Here is a 17,578-nt window from a genome sequence, read left to right as displayed (position 1 = left end):
CTATCGATTTAACAGTCGGAAGGTAGCTAACTAGTAGCTACCTTTTTTCCCCTTCGTCTTTTGAGATGAAAATATAGTTATGTAAGAGGTGAATGGACTTGACTAAACAGAACAGAATTATCTTTCATCTAGACATGAATAGCTTTTATGCTTCTGTGGAACAAGCCCATGACCCTTCTTTAAAAGGAAAGGCGATAGCAGTGGCTGGAAACCCAAAAGAACGAAGAGGTATTTTAGTTACTTGTTCTTATGAGGCTAGAGCTAAAGGAATTTATACAACTATGTCTGTATGGGAAGCTAAAAGGAAGTGTCCAGAGCTTATTCTATTACCTCCTAATTTTGAAAGGTATCGAGCAGCCTCGAAAGCAATGTTTGATATTCTTCGCTCGTATACGCAATTGGTAGAGCCTGTCTCCATTGATGAAGGCTATATGGATGTGTCCGATGTTGATATGGATGGAGATGCAGTTGCATTTGCAAAGTCTATTCAGCAACGAATAATCCGGGAACTAGATTTACCATGCTCCATCGGTATTGCCCCTAACAAATTCTTAGCTAAGACAGCCTCCAATATGAAAAAGCCAATGGGAATTACTGTTTTAAGAAAAAGGGAAGTTCCACATAAGCTATGGCCCTTACCCGTAATTGAAATGCATGGAGTTGGGGAAAGCACATCCAATAAATTAGAATCCTTGGGTATTAAAACGATCGGACAAATAGCAAACGCTAATCCTGACTTACTAAAGTCGAAACTTGGAAAATCGGGAACAAGACTTCACAATCGCTCACATGGAATAGACAATCGAGCGGTAGACCCAGAATCTATCTTCGAAACAAAGAGCGTAGGCAATTCCACAACCTTACCTTATGATGAAACAAATATAGATGAGCTTCGAAAAGTTCTCAGAAAATTGTCCAGTAAAGTAGCATCACGGTTAGATTCTAAAAATTTAGCTGGTCGATCTATCACTATACATATTAGAGATGCCAACTGGAAAAATAAAACGAGAAGCAAAACGGTTATCAATCGGCTCTTTAAAGAAGAAGATATATCACAACTCTCTATTCAATTATTTGAATCTAGCTGGGAGGATGAACCAATTCGATTATTAGGGGTCACTGTTAACAATGTATTTGATAAGGGAGAATCGATGGAGCAATTGTCTATCTTTAACTTTGAAGAGCACGCAAAAGAGGAACCTATCTTGAGGCTCGTCGAACAACTTCAAGACAAATTTGGTAAGACTATCATAAAACGCGGGATGAAGATTAAAAAAAATCCTTCTTTAGAATCGAAAACTAGCTTTAGTAAAGATTTTTTAGATGATCACGATAATAGAAAATAACTTAAGAGTTTATATATATAAGTAATTAACTTTGTTTATAAGGGAGTTTTACAAGTAAATGAAAAAAAACAAAACACCGGAAACTATAGGTCGTATAATAATGATAATTATAGGGGCAGTAATCGCTGCCTATGCACTAGAAGCAGTATTAATCCCAAACTCGGTTATCGATGGTGGAGTAACGGGTGTCAGTATTATGGGAAATTATTTATTTGATATTCCTCTTGGAATACTACTATTTGTATTAAATATTCCTTTTATTTATTTGGGCTACAAGCAGGTTGGAAAGACCTTTGCTTTACTAAGTATTATTGGTATAGCTGCACTTTCTGTATCAACCGTCTTGTTGCATCATATCGACCCGATTTTAAGTGCAAATGATCCATTACTAGTTGTACTATCTGGAGGGGTAATGCTTGGAGTAGGGATTGGTATTGTACTTCGTAACGGTGGCGCTTTAGATGGTGCCGAGGTCTTGGCAGTTTTAGTATCTCGAAAGGTTCCATTTTCTGTAGGAGATATTATATTATTTATCAATGCTTTTATCTTCATTGGAGCTGGCTTTATATATGGTCTTGAAAGTGCCCTCTACTCTGCAACCACTTATTATATTGCCAAAATCGTTATTGATGTAATTCAAGTTGGTTTAGAAAAATCAAAATCTGTACGTGTCGTAAGTAAACATTCAGAAGAAATTGGTGCAGCAATACAAGATCGGCTTGGCCGAGGGGTTACCTATTCTAGTGGCCGAGGAGGATTTACTAACGAGACTATGGATATTGTCACTTGTGTAATTACCCGAATGGAAGAAAACAAACTAATTACGATTATCAAAGAAAAAGATCCAGGTGCATTTGTAGTAATAACAGATGTAGCAGAGGTTCGAGGTGGAAGCTTCAAAAAGCGTGACATTCACTAATAATAAACCGTTAAATGAGTTCAAAACTTGTTTAACGGTTTTTTTATATAATAAATAGCTTAAGAGAGAGTATTATCTTATGTCGTGTTAAATAGAACGATTGCTGATTCACTAAATTATAGAGGATGAGAAAAGCTCAAGTGGATCCTACTTTGTTACAATTGGGTCAAATGGTAAAATAATATATAGTTAATATATAAATAATGAAAGTTGGAAATATATGCAAATATTATTTTTAGGAACGGGAGCAGGTATGCCCTCTAAACAACGTAATACTAGTTCAATGATTTTGAAGCTGTTAGAAGAGAGAGGCTCAAACTGGATGTTTGATTGCGGAGAAGCAACTCAACATCAAATTCTTCGAACAACAGTAAAGCCTCGAAAAATAGAAAAGATATTTATCACTCATCTCCATGGAGATCATATATACGGTCTGCCTGGGCTACTAGGATCGCGCTCCTTTTTAGGTGGAGACGAACTTCTTACTATATACGGCCCAAAAGGTATTAAAGATTGGCTAGAGGTCACTTTAATCACGTCTCAAACACATTTAAAATATCCTCTAAAAATCATTGAAATTGAAGAGGGGATTATCTTTGAAGATGAACAATTCATAGTAGAGGCTAGACTTCTTGAGCATGTTGTTCCTTGTTTTGGTTATCGAGTAACTCAAAAGCAGCTGGCACCTGAATTATTAATTGAGAAAGCAGATGCATTAGGAGTTCCTAGAGGGCCGTTATTACGCTTATTAAAATCTGGTCAAGATGTTGAATTGCCTAATGGTAATGTTGTTAGAAGCTCCGAAGTAACGGGAGAGCCGAAAGAAGGATTTAAATTGGCAGTATTAGGTGACACGAGATATTGTGAAAATTCTATTCTCCTAGCGAAGGAGTCAGATGTTTTAATTCATGAGGGTACCTTTGATACTGGAACAGAGGAGCTTGCAAGAGAGTATGGTCATTCAACAATCGTTGATGCAGCAAATGTTTGTGAGAAGGCAGGGGCAAAGAATTTGATAGTTAATCATATAAGTGCTCGCTTTATGCCAGAAGATATTAAAAACCTAGCAGTACAAGTTTCAGAATATAATTTCCCTATTTATATAGCGGATGATTTTAATGAATTTAGTTGTATAAATGGCAAGTTGGATAGAATATAAAATTAAAGAAGGATCAGCAGACTTACGCATACTTAAACCTGTATAATGTCTAATTTCAGCTCTTTGCCCATTTCCTGTTAAAGCGGTGATGGACAGAGAGCTGTCTAGTTGTTTTCAATTACATATATTCTAATAGCTGACGGTTCATTCAAATTGTTCCCCAAGAGTACGTGATTTTTGCTGTGCAGCACTAATGCACGCAAAAATAGCTTCATCAACCTTATGGAACATTAGTTGTTCAATGCCTGCTTCTGTAGTTCCTCCTGGGCTCGTTACTTTTCTTCGAAGCTCAGCAGGCTCATCTTCGCCCTTCATGAGCATATATGCTGCACCTTTCATTGTTTGGATAAATAATTGACGAGCATCTTCCTGGCTTAATCCATGTTGAACGGCGGCTGCTTCAAATTGTTCGGCAAAATAATATAGATAAGCAGGTCCACTTCCAGAAAGGGCCGTAATCACATGCATATCCACCTCTTGGACTACCTTGACAGTTCCAATAGATTCTAACAGATTAATAATTTCCTTTTTTGCTACATTATTTATTTTCTCATTCCAACATAGGGCAGAAGCGCTTAAACCAACAGAAGCAGAAGTATTCGGCATAACACGTGCAATTGGTCTATCTCCAAGATACGATTCAATTGTTTTGATGGAAACACCAGCGATGACTGATACAACAATTGCTTGCTTGTTCAAAAATGAAGCGATTTCTTTGCAAGCTTGAATCGCATCCTTAGGCTTCATAGCAAGAAATACGAGATCAGCCTTCTGCAATGCTAGTTTCTTTGTACACATAATTTCGATTTTATATTTAGCATTTAAATAGTGTAGCTGCTTTTCATCTGATTTGTTCATTACACAAATGGAGCTTGGAGAAACTTTCTCCTCTTCCAATAAACCTTTAATAATAGCTTCAGCCATAGAGCCGGCCCCAATAAAAACGATGTTAGTCATCCTATTCTCCTCCTTCAGTAAATTTATAGCCACCATTTTTCCTGTGGTAATAATATCGTCTTAATATGGAAGTTTTGCTCAAACCAGTCTTTTACTAATGTTTTATGGACTAGATATTCAGAAGCCGCGTGAGAAACTCCTATTAAAGACATTGATGTAGTGGCAATATATTCTTGCATTTTCTTAAATTTTCGATGGCCATACTCATTGTCGATATGGCAATGAACCTCTCCGGTTATATAAGCCTGCACACCATTTTTTTCAGCTTCCTGCATCCAATCAATAACATCTCCACATCCTGCCACTATTGCTATTTTGTTTAATTTCTCCTTATTAATCCCTTCAAAATCAACGTAGGGAATATCAAAAAGGGTTTTTAATTTTGATATTAGGCTGTCAGTACTTATTGTTTCTATGTTTCCAAGGGATAAATATTTGTTACTCCAATTGACAGGATTTTGTATTTCACAGTTTAATGCTTTGGCGATTGCACTATTTGTTCCCAACGTAGTGTGGCAATCTAGGGGATTGTGACATGTATAAACTGAAAGGTTCTTAACTTTTATTTGAGATAAATATTTCTCTTTTATTGGTAGAAAGCCTCTTCCCCAACTTCCTCTTGGGTCGCCACATTCCATGAGTAAAGGGTGGTGCATAAATAACAGGTCACCTTCTTGGCTTTCAGAAATAAATCTTTCCAAAACAATTTCAGTAGGGAAAACTGCTAAAAAAATCGTTTGTACCTCTTCTGAACCACTTAACATACAGCCGTTAAATAGTTGGGTGAAATCATATTCGAAGTTGTTTTTCCAGTCATATCCAATCGAATCATAGCAATGTGGAAGAAATCTACTAAAAGAAGGATCCGTTCCATAGCTTTGTACCTGGAACTCTTCATCAAGCGCATCTATTATTTTTTGCAGCTTTACCATCTGATCACCTCCTTAAATTTGTAGAAAATAAAAAACGCTCTCATCCCTATATGAAATAAGGACGAAAACGTAGGATTTCCGCGGTACCACCTAAATTTGCTGTAAATACAGCACAACTTAAACCTTCTTATCGCGAAGGTCACGACTATGTTTTCATAGTAGCTCAGAAGTAGGTTCGATATAAGAGAGGGAGGTGAAATTTTCAGCAAGCATTTCACTCTCTAAACTCCTTCATATATGTACTAGTCTTCTTCATAGCTTGAATTATCTGAATTAATGAAATTATAGGGGTCTTTTCAAAATAAGTCAACCTAATTTAGTGACTCCAGTCTCATTTACCTGTAAAATAAATGAATAGTCATTCAGATAAAGGGGAGCAATACAATGATACATAAGATAATTATACCTACACCATTTGCTGTGGGAGACGTAAATGCGTACCTTATAAAAGGAGATATATTGACTCTAGTTGATGCAGGTCCAAAAACCGAACAGGCTCTTTCTGCACTTGAAAATGGTATATGCGAAGCCGGATATCAGTTGAGCGATATTGAGCAAGTTATCCTTACTCATCATCATCCCGATCACTCTGGCTGCATTGATGCATTTAAAAATGCACAAATACTAGGTCATGCATATAACCAAGTGTGGCTAGAAAAAAATCATTCATTCCTAACCTATCATGATGAGTTCTATTACAAATGTTTAGTGGAGGAAGGAGTCCCTGAACATTACTTAAAGTGGATTGAAAAAATGAAAAGGCCTTTGAATTACATTGGCAATCGTTCCTTAGATACAATATTAAACGAGGGAGATGTGATACCTGGCCATCCCAAGCTTCAGGTATTAGAAACTTTGGGGCACGCGCAAAGCCATATTTCCTTATGGGAAGAAGAAACTGGTGTTTTGATTGGGGGAGATCTAATTATTGATAAAATTTCTTCCAACCCATTAATTGAGCCACCATTAGACAAAAATGCACCTCGTCCAAAATCGATGCTACAATACAATGAATCCTTAAAAAGAGTTCAAGCTTTGGAAGTTCATAAAGTTTTTAGTGGCCATGGCAATGAAGTATATGATGTATCAGAGTTAATATCTTCTCGACTAATTAAGCAGCGTGAGAGAGCATTAAAAGTATTAGAAATGATGAGTAATGGGGAAAAGACCATTTTCGAACTTACTCAGCAATTGTTCCCAAAGGTATATGAAAAAGAGCTTGGTTTAACACTTTCAGAAACAATTGGTCAAATAGACTATCTGTTGGATGAAGGCCTTATTTTAGAAAAGCAAACAGATGAGGGGATTTTATTGTATGATCAAGCCTAAAAGGATTCTTATTACCGGTGCTACTAGTGGAATAGGATTTATGTTAGCGCAACAATTACATAAGGAAGGACATGATGTATGGGCTACTGGTAGAAATAAACAGGCTTTGGAGCAATTATCTAAGGTAGGGATACATACAACAGTGGCCGATTTAACAAGTCAGTATTCAATTGAAAACCTATTTAAAGACATAGAAACTCCAGACACGTTAGTTTTGAATGCAGGTATTGGTACCTTTGCTTATCTGACCGACTTACAGGATGTCGAGGTAGAGCAAATGCTTGATGTAAATGTGAAGGCGCCAATCATGCTTGCAAAATATTTTGCGAATAAGATGAAAGAAAAGAAATCTGGACATATCATTTTTATTGCCTCGCAAGCCGGGAAAGTGGCTACACCGAAGGCATCTGTTTATGCTGCCAGTAAGCATGCAATCATTGGATTTGCAAATGCAGCACGCATGGAGCTTCGAGAGCACGGCGTTAAAGTGACAACTATTAATCCAGGTCCTATTGATACTCCCTTTCTTGAGCGGGCAGACCAAACAGGCGGATATCGCGATAAGATGGGCAAGCAATTGCTAGCCCCACAGAAAGTGGTCAATGCTATTATTAAAGCAATTTATAAACCAGTCAGAGAAGTAGATCTTCCCTCATATATGACCGTAACAAGTAAGCTTTATGCTGTTTTTCCTAAAACAGTGGAAACGCTAGGTAAAAGATTTTTTACAAAGAAATAAGTTAAGTTTAAATTTAGTTCCACCTAAAAAATAAGACCGATTAATTCCTCTAGAAGAATAGAACGGTCTTATTTCTCATGCTATTCATTTAAGACACTTTATCTTGATATTTGTTAAGTAATTGATCTAGCTCTTGGCTGCAAGCGACAACAATTGGGTGAGTAAAACCAAGGTTTTTCGCTTTTTTATACATGTCTTTTCTTTTAATACTTATCAAAATCAATAAGGATTTTTGACGCAACTCCCTTTTCATACATATCCTCCATTTGATAGATTTGCTACATTCGAAAGAATAGTTTTCTTGAAATAACGATGGAACTTGTTCATTATAAATCAAGAGAAATGAAAAATTTGTCAAATCACGGAGGAAATCAAAATATTTTTTTATTTTTTTCTTGAAAACTAAGAAAGAAAGCACATATTAATTGCTCTATAAACAAGTTAGCCTAGATATGTAACCAATATATTTTTTTCATTAACTTCAGTATCTTCTTTTTCTACTTTGTAAGCATGGCCATTCAATTGAGAACTCACAGCCCCTTTTAAAACTTCATCTATAAAATGTAAAGCAACGCCATCTTCTACAGCATATCCTGATTTCATAACACCCGTAGCTATCAATTCGTGATAAGCAGGTTTTCTTTTACCCTCTCCATCATAATGTGGACAATTGCTTCCTTTTAAAAAGCCGAGGCAGTTTAGCTTATATAAGGGGGCGTTTAAGGGATCGGTTAACCCTTCCTCAAACCAACAAATAGAACCTGCACTAAGCCCTGCTAGAATAATTCCGTTTTCATATGCTTTACGAAGTATTAAATCTAAACCCCATTCCTTCCAAAGGACGAGCATATTCCTTGTATTTCCACCGCCTATATAGAGTATATCCTGTGTCATCACATACTCCTCTAAATTATTGAAATTTGGTTCAAATAAACTGAGATGGGATGCATTACAGTTAAAATTTTCAAAAGAATGATAAAATCTTTTGACGTAGTTATCCTGATCACCACTAGCAGTTGGGATAAAACAAACTTTTGGTTGTTCCTTTTTAACTTGTTTTAATATGTATTGGTCAAGAAGTGGATTTTCAGGTTCCATAGAGAAGCCACCACCACCCATTGCGATAATTTGTCTCATTTTACATCAGTCCTTTTCAAAGGTTAAGTATGAAGCAGAGGATAGATACCCACAATTCCGTTGTAAAATCTTCTTTTACTTAAAAGAAAAATATTAGATGGTGTCATCATATCACCGAGGATAGATAGCTTACAAGAAAAGATAGAAAAATTTAGTGCTAAGTTAAATGGAAGTTCCTCCTTATGGGGGAAGAGATCATAAGTTGCTTCATGTTAATATTCTTCTAAAAGGAGTTGTATATATGGAAAAATGGACAGATGGCTTGATGCAAATTAGAATCGCGAGACCAACAGATAAGATGGAAAAGAATATAAAGTTTTATACTGAAGGACTAGGATTGAAGGTTGTAGGAAGCTTTAAGGGGCACGAGGGTTATGATGGTGTGATGATTGGCTTACCTGACAAATCATATCACTTGGAATTTACAACCCATGTAGATGGCTCTCCTTGTCCTGCACCCACAAAGGACAATTTGCTTGTCTTCTATATACCTCATAAAACAATAATTGATGATATATGCTATAAATTATTTAAAATGGGCTATAATTCAGTGCCACCAGAAAATCCTTATTGGGAAGAGAAAGGCATTACTATAGAAGATCCAGATGGTTGGAGAGTAGTGCTGATGAATGACCAAGGGATTTAAATGAAGATATATTTGGAAAAATATTATTATAGCTATAATATTTAAAAACAATTTCATTTGATAACAATTTTTCATCTTTTGATGAAGACTCCTTAAGAAATAGCAACATTTTTTTATAAAATATAAGTTTTTCTATAAAAATTGTTGTATAGTTAAGTTCGATTAAAATTAAGGAGCAAGAAATGAAAAATTTTATTGTAATAACATTAGGATCTTTATTTATGGCTGTTGCATTAAATCTTTTTTTAGTACCTCATGAAGTGATATTAGGTGGTTTTTCAGGTATTGGTATGATTATTGGTATTCTTACAAACTGGAACATTGGATGGATCATCTTTATCCTTAACGTACCTGTTTTTATCCTTGGCTTTGTAAGTATTGGGAAAAAATTTGTTGCATATAGTATGTACTCTGTCTTTTTAACCAGTTTAGCTATGCAATATATTCCTGTGGTGCAAGTGACTGAGGACATTCTTTTGTCTTCTGTGTTTGGTGCAGTTATAGGCGGAGCTGCTACGGGAATGATTATTAAATTTAATGGTTCTACTGGTGGTATAGATATTATTGGACTTGTAATAACAAAGAAAAAAGACTTTTCATTGGGAACTATGATGCTCGTTATGAATAGTGTAATTGTGTTGGCTTCCGGCTATTTTATCGGTTGGGAACAAACGATGTATACATTATTGGTTTTGTATGTATTTGGTAAAGTTGTAGATGTGATTCATACGAAGCATGTAAAAATAACACTTATGATCATCACAGAAAAGGGAGAAGAAGTTCAAAAAAAATTACTCCAAAACCTAGTTCGAGGTATAACTGTGTTAGATGGAGAAGGGGCTTACACAAAACAATCTAGAAAAGTTCTCTTCACAGTTATCACTAGATATGAACTAGGAGAAGTAAAAAAAATGATTAAAGAAGTAGATAGTAATGCATTCGTAAATATTACAGAAACTATTGAAGTAATGGGTGCATTCAACAAAAATTAGTTTTCTAAAACGCTCAAGATTTATTCTTTGAGCGTTTTTATTTTGTCAATTATTTGTTTCTACTGACAATCCCGTATTCTATATCTTCTTAAGGTTTCGAAAGTTGATATTTGTAAAACCAAGACATACTTTGACTGTCTCTAATTATCTTAATATTGCATTAAATAACATAAAACTTTATAAAAATAGTTTAATAGTCTGAAAGTAAGGGTATTAATATAAATAGCTTAGTTAAGAAAAAGATAGATAGGAGATGCTGTTTATGTGGAAAAGAATTTTATTTATCTCCGAACATGGTGACCCTCTAGAAACATTAGGTGGTAAGCAGGCGGGTGGACAAAATAACTACGTTAAAGAGCTTGCTCTTGCACTCGGACGGAGAGGAATTGCAGTTGATGTAGTTACACACTGGAGTAATCCAGATACTCCAAAGATCGAAAAATTAGGTAGTATGTCAAGAGTAATAAGATTTGCTGCAGGGCATAAGGGTTATATTCCTAAAACTAAAATATACGATCTTCTGCCAACATTCTATGAAGAAATAAAAAAAACAATATCTGTTCAAAAATATGATGTTATTCATTCACACTATTGGATGTCTGGTCTATTGGGACTTGTTTTAAAGGAAGAATTCGGTATTCCGCTTGTGCATACATCACATTCCCTCGGCATAGCCAAAAAACAGGCAACAGGCGTTGAGGAGCCTATTCGTCTAGAAGCAGAAAAGCATATATTAAACTCTGCTGACAAGGTTATTGCAACAACTGAAGTTGAAAAACAAATAATTTTAGATTTTGCAGACAACAATCCCGAAGTTGAGGTAATTTCGATTGGAGTTGCAAAAGAGTTCCAGTCACATTCTAAACGAAAAGCAGGAATGAAGCCCTTACTTGTATATGCAGGACGATTGGAAAAGACTAAAGGAATTAGTACACTATTAGAAGCATTTCATAAAATGAAAAAGGAAAGTCCAGAATTAGAGGCTAAACTCGTTTTAGCAGGTGGAGATAAAGAAGAAATAGATCCCATTACACTATTGCCAACGGATCCAAGTTTAAGAGAAAAAGTAAAAGGAATTGAAGAATATATAGAATTTATAGGTCCTCAATCTCAACATAACTTAAGTGAGCTGTTCTCTAAGGCTACATCTGTGATTGTTCCTTCCTATTACGAATCATTTGGTATGGTAGCTGCAGAAGCACAGGCATGCGGGACTCCAGTTATTGCCTCAGGCGTAGGTGGCTTAAAAGATGTTGTTTCTCACGGTAAAACAGGTTTACAAGTACCTCCAAAAGATTCTACACAACTTGCTAATGCAATGAAGAGAATATTAAAAAACAATCTTTTAGCAAAAAGACTAGGTAAAGAAGCTGCAGAACGTGCAAGTCGTATATTTAACTGGTCAAGCATTGCTAAAGAAATAGATAAAACATATGAGGATTTGTTACATGCAAATGATTACGCAAATGCTAGCCACCGATCTTGATGGTACGCTGGTCGGTAGTGAAGAGGATTTAAAAGTATTACTTAAATATTATGAAAGCCTTGATGAGAAGGTTTCCTTGGTTTATGTCACAGGTAGACATAAAGGTTCCGCATTAGATTTAATTAGAGAAGCAAAAATTCCAATGCCAAGCATTTTAATCTCGGATGTGGGAACAGGTATATATGTAGGCACAGACCTTAATGTTGATTTAGAATGGGAACATAAAATGAAATCTAATTGGGATCCAGAAGCCATTAAAAATATTGTTTCTAAATACCCAACAATATTTCCTCAAAAACTACCCAATGAATCTAGAATTTCCTATACAGTAAAAGAAGATAATGAGAGCGTGGAAAAGCTAAAGCAAGAGTTAGTGCTTTCAAAGATTCCTCATAAGTTTATCTTTAGTTCAGGTAGAGACATTGACATTCTACCTGAAAGTAGTGGAAAAGGATCTGCTTTGACATACGTGATTGAAAAATATGTAGATACAAATGCATCGATTCTTATTGCTGGTGATTCTGGTAATGATGAGGAAATGCTTAGTCTAGGATATCCATCCGTAATTGTTGCAAATGCTCAACCAGAGCTTTTGGCAATTAAAGACCATCCGAAATTGTTTCGGGCAACGCAAAATTGTGCGGGTGGTATTTACGAGGCATGGTTACATTTTTATAGTAAATAATTTTTGGGAAACTGTTCAATTTTTTATTGAACAGTTTTTTATTTTTCAAATTATGTAAATTTCACATGAAGCAATTTACAATTAAACATGAACGTTTTTCACTCTGACCATCACAGCGGATGGGGCGTCATAAGCAATCAGTGTACAGCAGTTAAGGATTTTCGTGTGAGACGAGTGCTGAGTGTGAAAGTTTGTCGCTCAACTCACGAAAAGCATCTCTTCATGATTTTTTTCTTAACAAACAATTATGGATATATTATTTATAAGTATAAGAGAAGAAGAATATAGTATGGGGTGTGTTAAAATAATAAGTTGAAAGAGAAAAATTAAATGGCGAACCAATAAGGGAAGAATAGATAATTTGACATTTCACACTTGTAATTTTATACTAGGTTACGTTATGTAAGTGAATTTGTACAATCAGAATATAATAGACATAAAATTCGATTGAATTAGAATGATAGGTGAGAATGAGAATGAATATAAAAAAAGAAACCATGCAAATTTTGCAAAATAAAATAAACATAATACCTACAAATGAGGCATTCGATCTTTGCCTAGTAGGTCCGGTAAGTTTGCCTATAAAACAAGATGATTTCGAAACGACTTTTAAATGGTACTCTTGGGTGAAAATAGATAAAAATTTATCAAAGGAAGACGTCGTAAAATCCATTTCCACAGCTAACTTGGCTTTTGGACAGCAATCATCGGTGCTAGTTTATGGTGATTTTTCTAATGAAGAAGATGCTTTAATTCGTATGCATAGCATTTGTCATACTGGTGACATTTTTGGTAGTCAAAAATGTGACTGTGGCTATCAGCTTCATGAGTCGATGAAGATGGTGGCAAACCACGGCTGTGGGGCCATCTTTTATTTAGCAGATCATGAAGGTAGAGGAATAGGTTTGTTTTCCAAGTCTCTTGCTTACCTTTTACAAGAAGAAGGATATGACACAGTAGAAGCAAATCATGCGCTTGGCTTTGAGGATGACACACGATCTTATGAAGATGCAATCCGTGTATTGGAGTCTTTAAGACAAAAGCCTGTAACTTTAATAACAAACAATCCAAGAAAGCTTGCTGCTTTAAAGGGACATGGTTTGCTTGCAGATCAGCATGTTCCTCTTTGGGGTGGTTTAACTGAAACGAATGAGTTCTATTTGAAAACGAAAGTAGAAAAGTCTGGTCATATTTTAGAAGAAAACCCTAGTTTGACTGTATGAGGTGAGTATAGTATGGAAAAAGATCAGTATTTTATGAAATTAGCACTTGAAATGTCTGCTAGTGCTAAAGGGAAAACGAATCCTAACCCAATAGTAGGGGCAGTAATTGTTAAGGATGGTGTTATCGTAGGAAGTGGAATTCACCGTAAAGCAGGAGAGCCCCATGCTGAAGTCCATGCTTTTAAAATGGCAGGAAGCCATGCGGAAGGAGCAACTTTATACGTGACGCTTGAGCCTTGCTCTCATTATGGAAAAACCCCTCCTTGTGCAAATTTGGTAAAGGATTCCAAAGTATCTCGGGTAGTTGTTGCGACTACGGATCCTAATCCGGAGGTTGCCGGTAGGGGGATACAATTACTACGTAATGCTGGAATTGAAGTGGAAGTTGGAGTTCTGGAAGAAGAGGCAAAAAAACTAAATGAACGCTTTATACACAATATGACTACTGGATTGCCGTTTGTCATCTCTAAGTTTGCGATGACATTAGATGGTAAGATTGCAACCCATAACGGACATTCAAAATGGATTACAAGTGAAAGTGCAAGGAAAGAAGTTCATCAACTCAGAAACGAAATAGACGGCATTTTAGTAGGTGTAGGCACAGTTATTGCTGACAACCCAGCGTTGACAACAAGACTTCCTGAGACACAAGGGAAAAATCCTACTAGAATTATCTTGGATACTAATTTAAGAACGCCTATCGATTCCCAGGTTCTTCAAACAGTAGCCGCTAAAACTATTATTGTAACAAGTGACGAAGTAGATATGGAGAGAGCTAAGCCATTTGAAGCAAAGGGAGTCAAGATAATATTTGTTTCCAAAGAAACAAATGGGTTAGATTTATATGCTGCACTTCGAGAACTTTATCGATTAGGTATAACCGATATCCTTGTTGAAGGAGGAGGAGCAGTAAATGCCTCCTTTTTAAACGCTGGTTTGATTGACAAATACTATATTTATATAGCTCCAAAAGTATTGGGAGGAAAAGATTCTATTACACCTTTTACAGGTCCTAATCCGGATACCATGATAGCTGCAAAGCATTTGTATTTCGATGATTTCCAAAAGCTTGGAGAGGACATTCGAATAATTGCCTATCCTAAGCAAGGTGATGAAAAATGAATCTAAAAGTCGATGTTTGTATTGTTGGAGCTGGTCCAGGTGGATCTCTCCTTGCTTTCTTATTAGCTAGAAAGAATATTACTGTAGCTCTTTTAGAAAGAGATAAAGAAGTAGGAAAAGCTTTTAGAGGAGAACATCTCAATGAAGAGGGAGAGGCAATTCTAAAAAAATACGGCCTTTTTGAAGAAATAGAACAGTTGGGCTTACTACGAATGGAAAAATTAGAATACTGGCAGGATGGTAAGCCTTTTAAAACAATTTTACCACAACCAGAGATTGGTCATCTCGGCATTCATGTACCACAGGCTAACCTATTATCAGTCCTCATAAAATCTGGGACTCATTTCCCAAATCTAACATGTATGATGAATACTAGAGTAGCTGATTTACTAAAAGATGATGCTGGAAACTATTGCGGTGTCTTAGCTATACAAAATGGACAAGAAATTACGATAGATTGCCAGCTCATTATTGGAGCTGATGGTCGTAATTCAACGGTACGTAAAAAAGCAGAAATTGAAGTAAATAAACGAAAACACGGTTATGATTTACTTTGGGCAAGGATTCCAGCACCAGAAGGATGGGAACCATCGATCAAAATGGCATTAATCAATAACAAGCAATTATCGCTATTTACTCAAACGAATGATTTTATACAAGTCGGCTGGAATATTGAAGAAGGCTCATTCTCAACCTTACGTAAGGAGCCCTTTACTGCATTTATTAAACAGTTAGTGGAAGCTTTTCCTGACCTAAATGAAACCGTACATAAGCATATTCAATCGTGGAAGGATTTTGTACTATTAGACGTGTATAGCACAACAAGTGAAAACTGGGGCTCATCTGGTTTAGTATTGATAGGCGATGCTATACATACAATGACACCAACTGGGGCATTTGGTCTAAATAGTGCTTTAAAGGATGCTGATTATTTAGCTACGTTAATAGACAAAGACTACGTAACTTTATTGGATTCGTTGGACTGCTCGACTCAAAGGAAAAGAGAAATTGAAAAAATTCAAGCAACTCAAATTGAGAAGGAACAGTCCTTTGCTTCCCAATTTACAATCATGGTATAAGAGTAGGAGAACAAAAAATGAAATTTGGTTTTGATATTGATGATACTTTAATTAATTTAAGAGAGCACGCTTTTCATTTGTATAATAAGAAACTCAACCAAAGTGTGGATTTAGATGTTTTTCGTGCATTACAGACGGTGGAGATCCATGAAGCATTTGGACTAAAAAAAGAAGATGGAAATGCTATGTGGAGAGAGTGTATGGAGGAAATCTATTTTACGGATTGTCCATCTTTTGAGGGGGCTTTAGAAACTCTAAATTCCTTGGACACTGATGGTCATGAAATTTACTATATTACCTCTCGCCCCAAAAAATATTGCACTCAGACTCGTGAATGGATGAAAGCGCAAGGCTTTCCAGTGAAGGATGATAACTTCTATTGTGGAATGCAAGACGATGAAAAAATAGCAACCATCATGAAATTAGAGCTAGATTACTATTTTGATGACAAGCCAGCTGTTTTAGAAACGCTAAAAGATGTGCAGACAAAAGTTTTCATAATGGATCAATCTTATAATCAGTCAGTAGAAATGCCGCGGATGAAACAATGGATTGAATTAGATGACATTCTCAGTAATAATAAATAATCGGTCGGTTTTAATTTCAAAAGCACTGTTCTAACAGTGCTTTTTTTGTTTCCATATTATAAGAAATTGTTTCATATTTGTCTTGTAATAAAAGCTTCCGGAGAAAAATGTCGGAAGCTTTAAGTACTTTAGGGGCGGTTTCGCTCCCTTTAGGAGACACTTTTCTATTTTTAGGAGCGCTTTTTGATCTTTTAGGGGAGGAAGTACACTTTTCGAGCGCTTTTAATTTTCTTTCTGAATTATCTCTCGTAGCTGTTTATCTTTTTCGGTTAAGATAGGAAAATTGTTCAAAGGTTTAAAAAGACTTAAATCTGAAAAAGTACTCTTATCTTGAAGAGAAGACTCGATTATTTTGTATATTTCTTCTTTTTTCAATTGATTCTTTTGGGTGTCAATTGTTATTTCATAAAAATGAATGCCATCAAACCACGTATAAGCTAGAAAATCATCTTTATATGCAGATACATATAAATTTACCTCGGCACCATTCTTTAGTAAAAATTTACTTTTTTCGTCATAAGCATCAATTACTAGATCACTATCTCTAATAGTATAAAGGAATGTTTTGTTTTGAAAATTTTCATATTCGATTATTAATTCGGGACCGATATGATCGGTTTTCCATTTAGATATAATTGACTTAACTTCATAGCCCTTATCCATTGTGGGGAATTTAATTTTGTCCATATCTTTTAAAAGTGTATCATAAAACCGTTCAAAAACTCCTTCCTCCACTGGTTTTAAAGACAAGCCAACAGCATCTACTACATCATTACTAAATCCCTCTTTCAGAAAATCAATATGGTATAGCTCATTTCCGTCAAGACCTAAAAGTGTTGTAAATGAGGCATCCTCATTATTACCAATTTCAATTTCCATGCTCTCGTGTGATAACCTTCTCAAATTTTCTAATGATTGAATGTAATTTTCGTAATCCTCTTTCGAATAATTTAGTAGGGAAGAGAACGAAAGATATTTGTAGCCGGTGCTTAAGTAAAACGTTTCTTGATACTTTAGTACATCCTTGGATGGATCATAGGTCAAGAGTGTGCTGTCTAGCTTATCCACTGGTTTTATAAAGCCTAACTTTTTAAAGCTTCTAATAGACTTGAAGGCATGTTCTATCATTGCTCTTTCATCCATTACTTCCGTAGTAACTTCATATGGGAATTTGTTACTATCATTTGTATTCGATAAAGCCACAGTCCCACAACCAATCAATAAAATGAAAATGATAAAT

General features: G+C 35.6%; 18 protein-coding genes and 1 other annotated feature. Of the genes, 13 read left to right on the top strand and 5 right to left on the bottom strand.

From position 1 onward, the window contains the following. Positions 1-92: 92 nt before the first annotated feature. The 3 genes from H9650_RS10830 (at position 93) to rnz (ending at position 3,424) form a co-directional block, all read left to right on the top strand. The gene (locus tag H9650_RS10830; RefSeq protein ID WP_191697187.1) at positions 93-1,346 is read left to right on the top strand and encodes a DNA polymerase IV; all 1,254 of its coding nucleotides are present in this window, start codon (positions 93-95) and stop codon (positions 1,344-1,346) included. 58 nt (positions 1,347-1,404) lie between these two features. Next, positions 1,405-2,265, top strand: a complete 861-nt coding sequence (locus H9650_RS10825; protein ID WP_144536156.1) for a YitT family protein — start codon at positions 1,405-1,407, stop codon at positions 2,263-2,265. 220 nt (positions 2,266-2,485) lie between these two features. After that, entirely contained in the window at positions 2,486-3,424 is a 939-nt protein-coding gene (gene rnz / locus H9650_RS10820; protein ID WP_191697186.1) for a ribonuclease Z, read from the top strand. Positions 3,425-3,568: 144 nt separating this feature from the next. Here rnz and proC read toward each other — a convergent pair whose 3' ends face one another. Beyond that, positions 3,569-4,381, bottom strand: a complete 813-nt coding sequence (gene proC, locus H9650_RS10815) for a pyrroline-5-carboxylate reductase (RefSeq protein ID WP_151109631.1) — start codon at positions 4,379-4,381, stop codon at positions 3,569-3,571. A gap of 23 nt (positions 4,382-4,404) precedes the next feature. Continuing rightward, the gene (locus tag H9650_RS10810) at positions 4,405-5,313 is read right to left on the bottom strand and encodes a Nif3-like dinuclear metal center hexameric protein (protein ID WP_144536162.1); all 909 of its coding nucleotides are present in this window, start codon (positions 5,311-5,313) and stop codon (positions 4,405-4,407) included. A gap of 54 nt (positions 5,314-5,367) precedes the next feature. Then, positions 5,368-5,578: a binding site (T-box leader), on the bottom strand. 119 nt (positions 5,579-5,697) lie between these two features. On the opposite strand from H9650_RS10810, the gene H9650_RS10805 reads away from it, so the two are divergent. Both H9650_RS10805 and H9650_RS10800 read left to right on the top strand, forming a co-directional pair. Next, positions 5,698-6,642 (top strand): MBL fold metallo-hydrolase, encoded by a 945-nt coding sequence (locus tag H9650_RS10805; RefSeq protein WP_191697185.1) that lies wholly within the window; start codon positions 5,698-5,700, stop codon positions 6,640-6,642. Next, positions 6,629-7,381, top strand: a complete 753-nt coding sequence (locus tag H9650_RS10800) for an SDR family NAD(P)-dependent oxidoreductase (protein ID WP_151109635.1) — start codon at positions 6,629-6,631, stop codon at positions 7,379-7,381. Before H9650_RS10805 ends, H9650_RS10800 begins: the two co-directional genes overlap by 14 nt. 88 nt (positions 7,382-7,469) lie before the next feature. On the opposite strand, the gene H9650_RS10795 is transcribed toward H9650_RS10800, so the two are convergent. Both H9650_RS10795 and H9650_RS10790 read right to left on the bottom strand, forming a co-directional pair. Beyond that, positions 7,470-7,634: an aspartyl-phosphate phosphatase Spo0E family protein gene (locus H9650_RS10795; protein ID WP_144536167.1), complete on the bottom strand. Its 165-nt coding sequence runs from the start codon at positions 7,632-7,634 to the stop codon at positions 7,470-7,472. Positions 7,635-7,822: 188 nt separating this feature from the next. Continuing rightward, the gene (locus tag H9650_RS10790) at positions 7,823-8,518 is read right to left on the bottom strand and encodes a Type 1 glutamine amidotransferase-like domain-containing protein (RefSeq protein WP_144536169.1); all 696 of its coding nucleotides are present in this window, start codon (positions 8,516-8,518) and stop codon (positions 7,823-7,825) included. A gap of 241 nt (positions 8,519-8,759) precedes the next feature. Here H9650_RS10790 and H9650_RS10785 point away from each other — a divergent pair, with 241 nt between their 5' ends. From H9650_RS10785 to H9650_RS10750, 8 genes are all read left to right on the top strand, one after another. After that, positions 8,760-9,164 (top strand): VOC family protein, encoded by a 405-nt coding sequence (locus tag H9650_RS10785; RefSeq protein WP_154310722.1) that lies wholly within the window; start codon positions 8,760-8,762, stop codon positions 9,162-9,164. A gap of 182 nt (positions 9,165-9,346) precedes the next feature. After that, positions 9,347-10,156 (top strand): YitT family protein, encoded by an 810-nt coding sequence (locus tag H9650_RS10780; RefSeq protein ID WP_144536173.1) that lies wholly within the window; start codon positions 9,347-9,349, stop codon positions 10,154-10,156. Positions 10,157-10,418: 262 nt separating this feature from the next. Continuing rightward, the gene (locus H9650_RS10775) at positions 10,419-11,642 is read left to right on the top strand and encodes a glycosyltransferase (protein ID WP_191697184.1); all 1,224 of its coding nucleotides are present in this window, start codon (positions 10,419-10,421) and stop codon (positions 11,640-11,642) included. Beyond that, complete coding sequence (locus H9650_RS10770; protein ID WP_225216018.1) at positions 11,605-12,327, top strand: HAD-IIB family hydrolase; 723 nt, start codon at positions 11,605-11,607, stop codon at positions 12,325-12,327. Before H9650_RS10775 ends, H9650_RS10770 begins: the two co-directional genes overlap by 38 nt. Positions 12,328-12,824: 497 nt before the next feature. Further along, positions 12,825-13,550, top strand: coding sequence for a GTP cyclohydrolase II (locus tag H9650_RS10765; protein WP_404814884.1), 726 nt, complete (start codon positions 12,825-12,827; stop codon positions 13,548-13,550). A 12-nt stretch (positions 13,551-13,562) separates the two neighbouring features. Beyond that, positions 13,563-14,672, top strand: coding sequence for a bifunctional diaminohydroxyphosphoribosylaminopyrimidine deaminase/5-amino-6-(5-phosphoribosylamino)uracil reductase RibD (gene ribD, locus H9650_RS10760; RefSeq protein WP_144536178.1), 1,110 nt, complete (start codon positions 13,563-13,565; stop codon positions 14,670-14,672). Continuing rightward, the gene (locus tag H9650_RS10755; protein ID WP_144536180.1) at positions 14,669-15,751 is read left to right on the top strand and encodes an FAD-dependent monooxygenase; all 1,083 of its coding nucleotides are present in this window, start codon (positions 14,669-14,671) and stop codon (positions 15,749-15,751) included. Before ribD ends, H9650_RS10755 begins: the two co-directional genes overlap by 4 nt. Positions 15,752-15,768: 17 nt before the next feature. Further along, positions 15,769-16,338 (top strand): 5' nucleotidase, NT5C type, encoded by a 570-nt coding sequence (locus tag H9650_RS10750; RefSeq protein WP_144536182.1) that lies wholly within the window; start codon positions 15,769-15,771, stop codon positions 16,336-16,338. Between the two features lie 222 nt (positions 16,339-16,560). Here H9650_RS10750 and H9650_RS10745 read toward each other — a convergent pair whose 3' ends face one another. Then, the gene (locus tag H9650_RS10745) at positions 16,561-17,541 is read right to left on the bottom strand and encodes a hypothetical protein (RefSeq protein WP_191697183.1); all 981 of its coding nucleotides are present in this window, start codon (positions 17,539-17,541) and stop codon (positions 16,561-16,563) included. Between the last annotated feature and the right edge of the window lie 37 nt (positions 17,542-17,578).

The organism is Psychrobacillus faecigallinarum, assembly GCF_014836595.1.
GTDB lineage: Bacteria > Bacillota > Bacilli > Bacillales_A > Planococcaceae > Psychrobacillus > Psychrobacillus faecigallinarum.
This window is presented reverse-complemented; position numbering and strand designations above follow the sequence as displayed.

Excerpts from the sequence above, each read along its gene's own strand:
- proC (WP_151109631.1), bottom strand. The coding sequence starts at position 4,381 with ATGACTAACATCGTTTTTATTGGGGCCGGCTCTATGGCTGAAGCTATT.
- H9650_RS10775 (WP_191697184.1), top strand. The coding sequence starts at position 10,419 with ATGTGGAAAAGAATTTTATTTATCTCCGAACATGGTGACCCTCTAGAA.
- H9650_RS10750 (WP_144536182.1), top strand. The coding sequence starts at position 15,769 with ATGAAATTTGGTTTTGATATTGATGATACTTTAATTAATTTAAGAGAG.
- H9650_RS10780 (WP_144536173.1), top strand. The coding sequence starts at position 9,347 with ATGAAAAATTTTATTGTAATAACATTAGGATCTTTATTTATGGCTGTT.
- rnz (WP_191697186.1), top strand. The coding sequence starts at position 2,486 with ATGCAAATATTATTTTTAGGAACGGGAGCAGGTATGCCCTCTAAACAA.
- H9650_RS10830 (WP_191697187.1), top strand. The coding sequence starts at position 93 with ATGGACTTGACTAAACAGAACAGAATTATCTTTCATCTAGACATGAAT.
- H9650_RS10790 (WP_144536169.1), bottom strand. The coding sequence starts at position 8,518 with ATGAGACAAATTATCGCAATGGGTGGTGGTGGCTTCTCTATGGAACCT.
- H9650_RS10800 (WP_151109635.1), top strand. The coding sequence starts at position 6,629 with ATGATCAAGCCTAAAAGGATTCTTATTACCGGTGCTACTAGTGGAATA.
- H9650_RS10785 (WP_154310722.1), top strand. The coding sequence starts at position 8,760 with ATGGAAAAATGGACAGATGGCTTGATGCAAATTAGAATCGCGAGACCA.
- H9650_RS10755 (WP_144536180.1), top strand. The coding sequence starts at position 14,669 with ATGAATCTAAAAGTCGATGTTTGTATTGTTGGAGCTGGTCCAGGTGGA.
- H9650_RS10825 (WP_144536156.1), top strand. The coding sequence starts at position 1,405 with ATGAAAAAAAACAAAACACCGGAAACTATAGGTCGTATAATAATGATA.
- H9650_RS10810 (WP_144536162.1), bottom strand. The coding sequence starts at position 5,313 with ATGGTAAAGCTGCAAAAAATAATAGATGCGCTTGATGAAGAGTTCCAG.
- ribD (WP_144536178.1), top strand. The coding sequence starts at position 13,563 with ATGGAAAAAGATCAGTATTTTATGAAATTAGCACTTGAAATGTCTGCT.
- H9650_RS10795 (WP_144536167.1), bottom strand. The coding sequence starts at position 7,634 with ATGAAAAGGGAGTTGCGTCAAAAATCCTTATTGATTTTGATAAGTATT.
- H9650_RS10765 (WP_404814884.1), top strand. The coding sequence starts at position 12,825 with ATGCAAATTTTGCAAAATAAAATAAACATAATACCTACAAATGAGGCA.
- H9650_RS10770 (WP_225216018.1), top strand. The coding sequence starts at position 11,605 with ATGCAAATGATTACGCAAATGCTAGCCACCGATCTTGATGGTACGCTG.
- H9650_RS10805 (WP_191697185.1), top strand. The coding sequence starts at position 5,698 with ATGATACATAAGATAATTATACCTACACCATTTGCTGTGGGAGACGTA.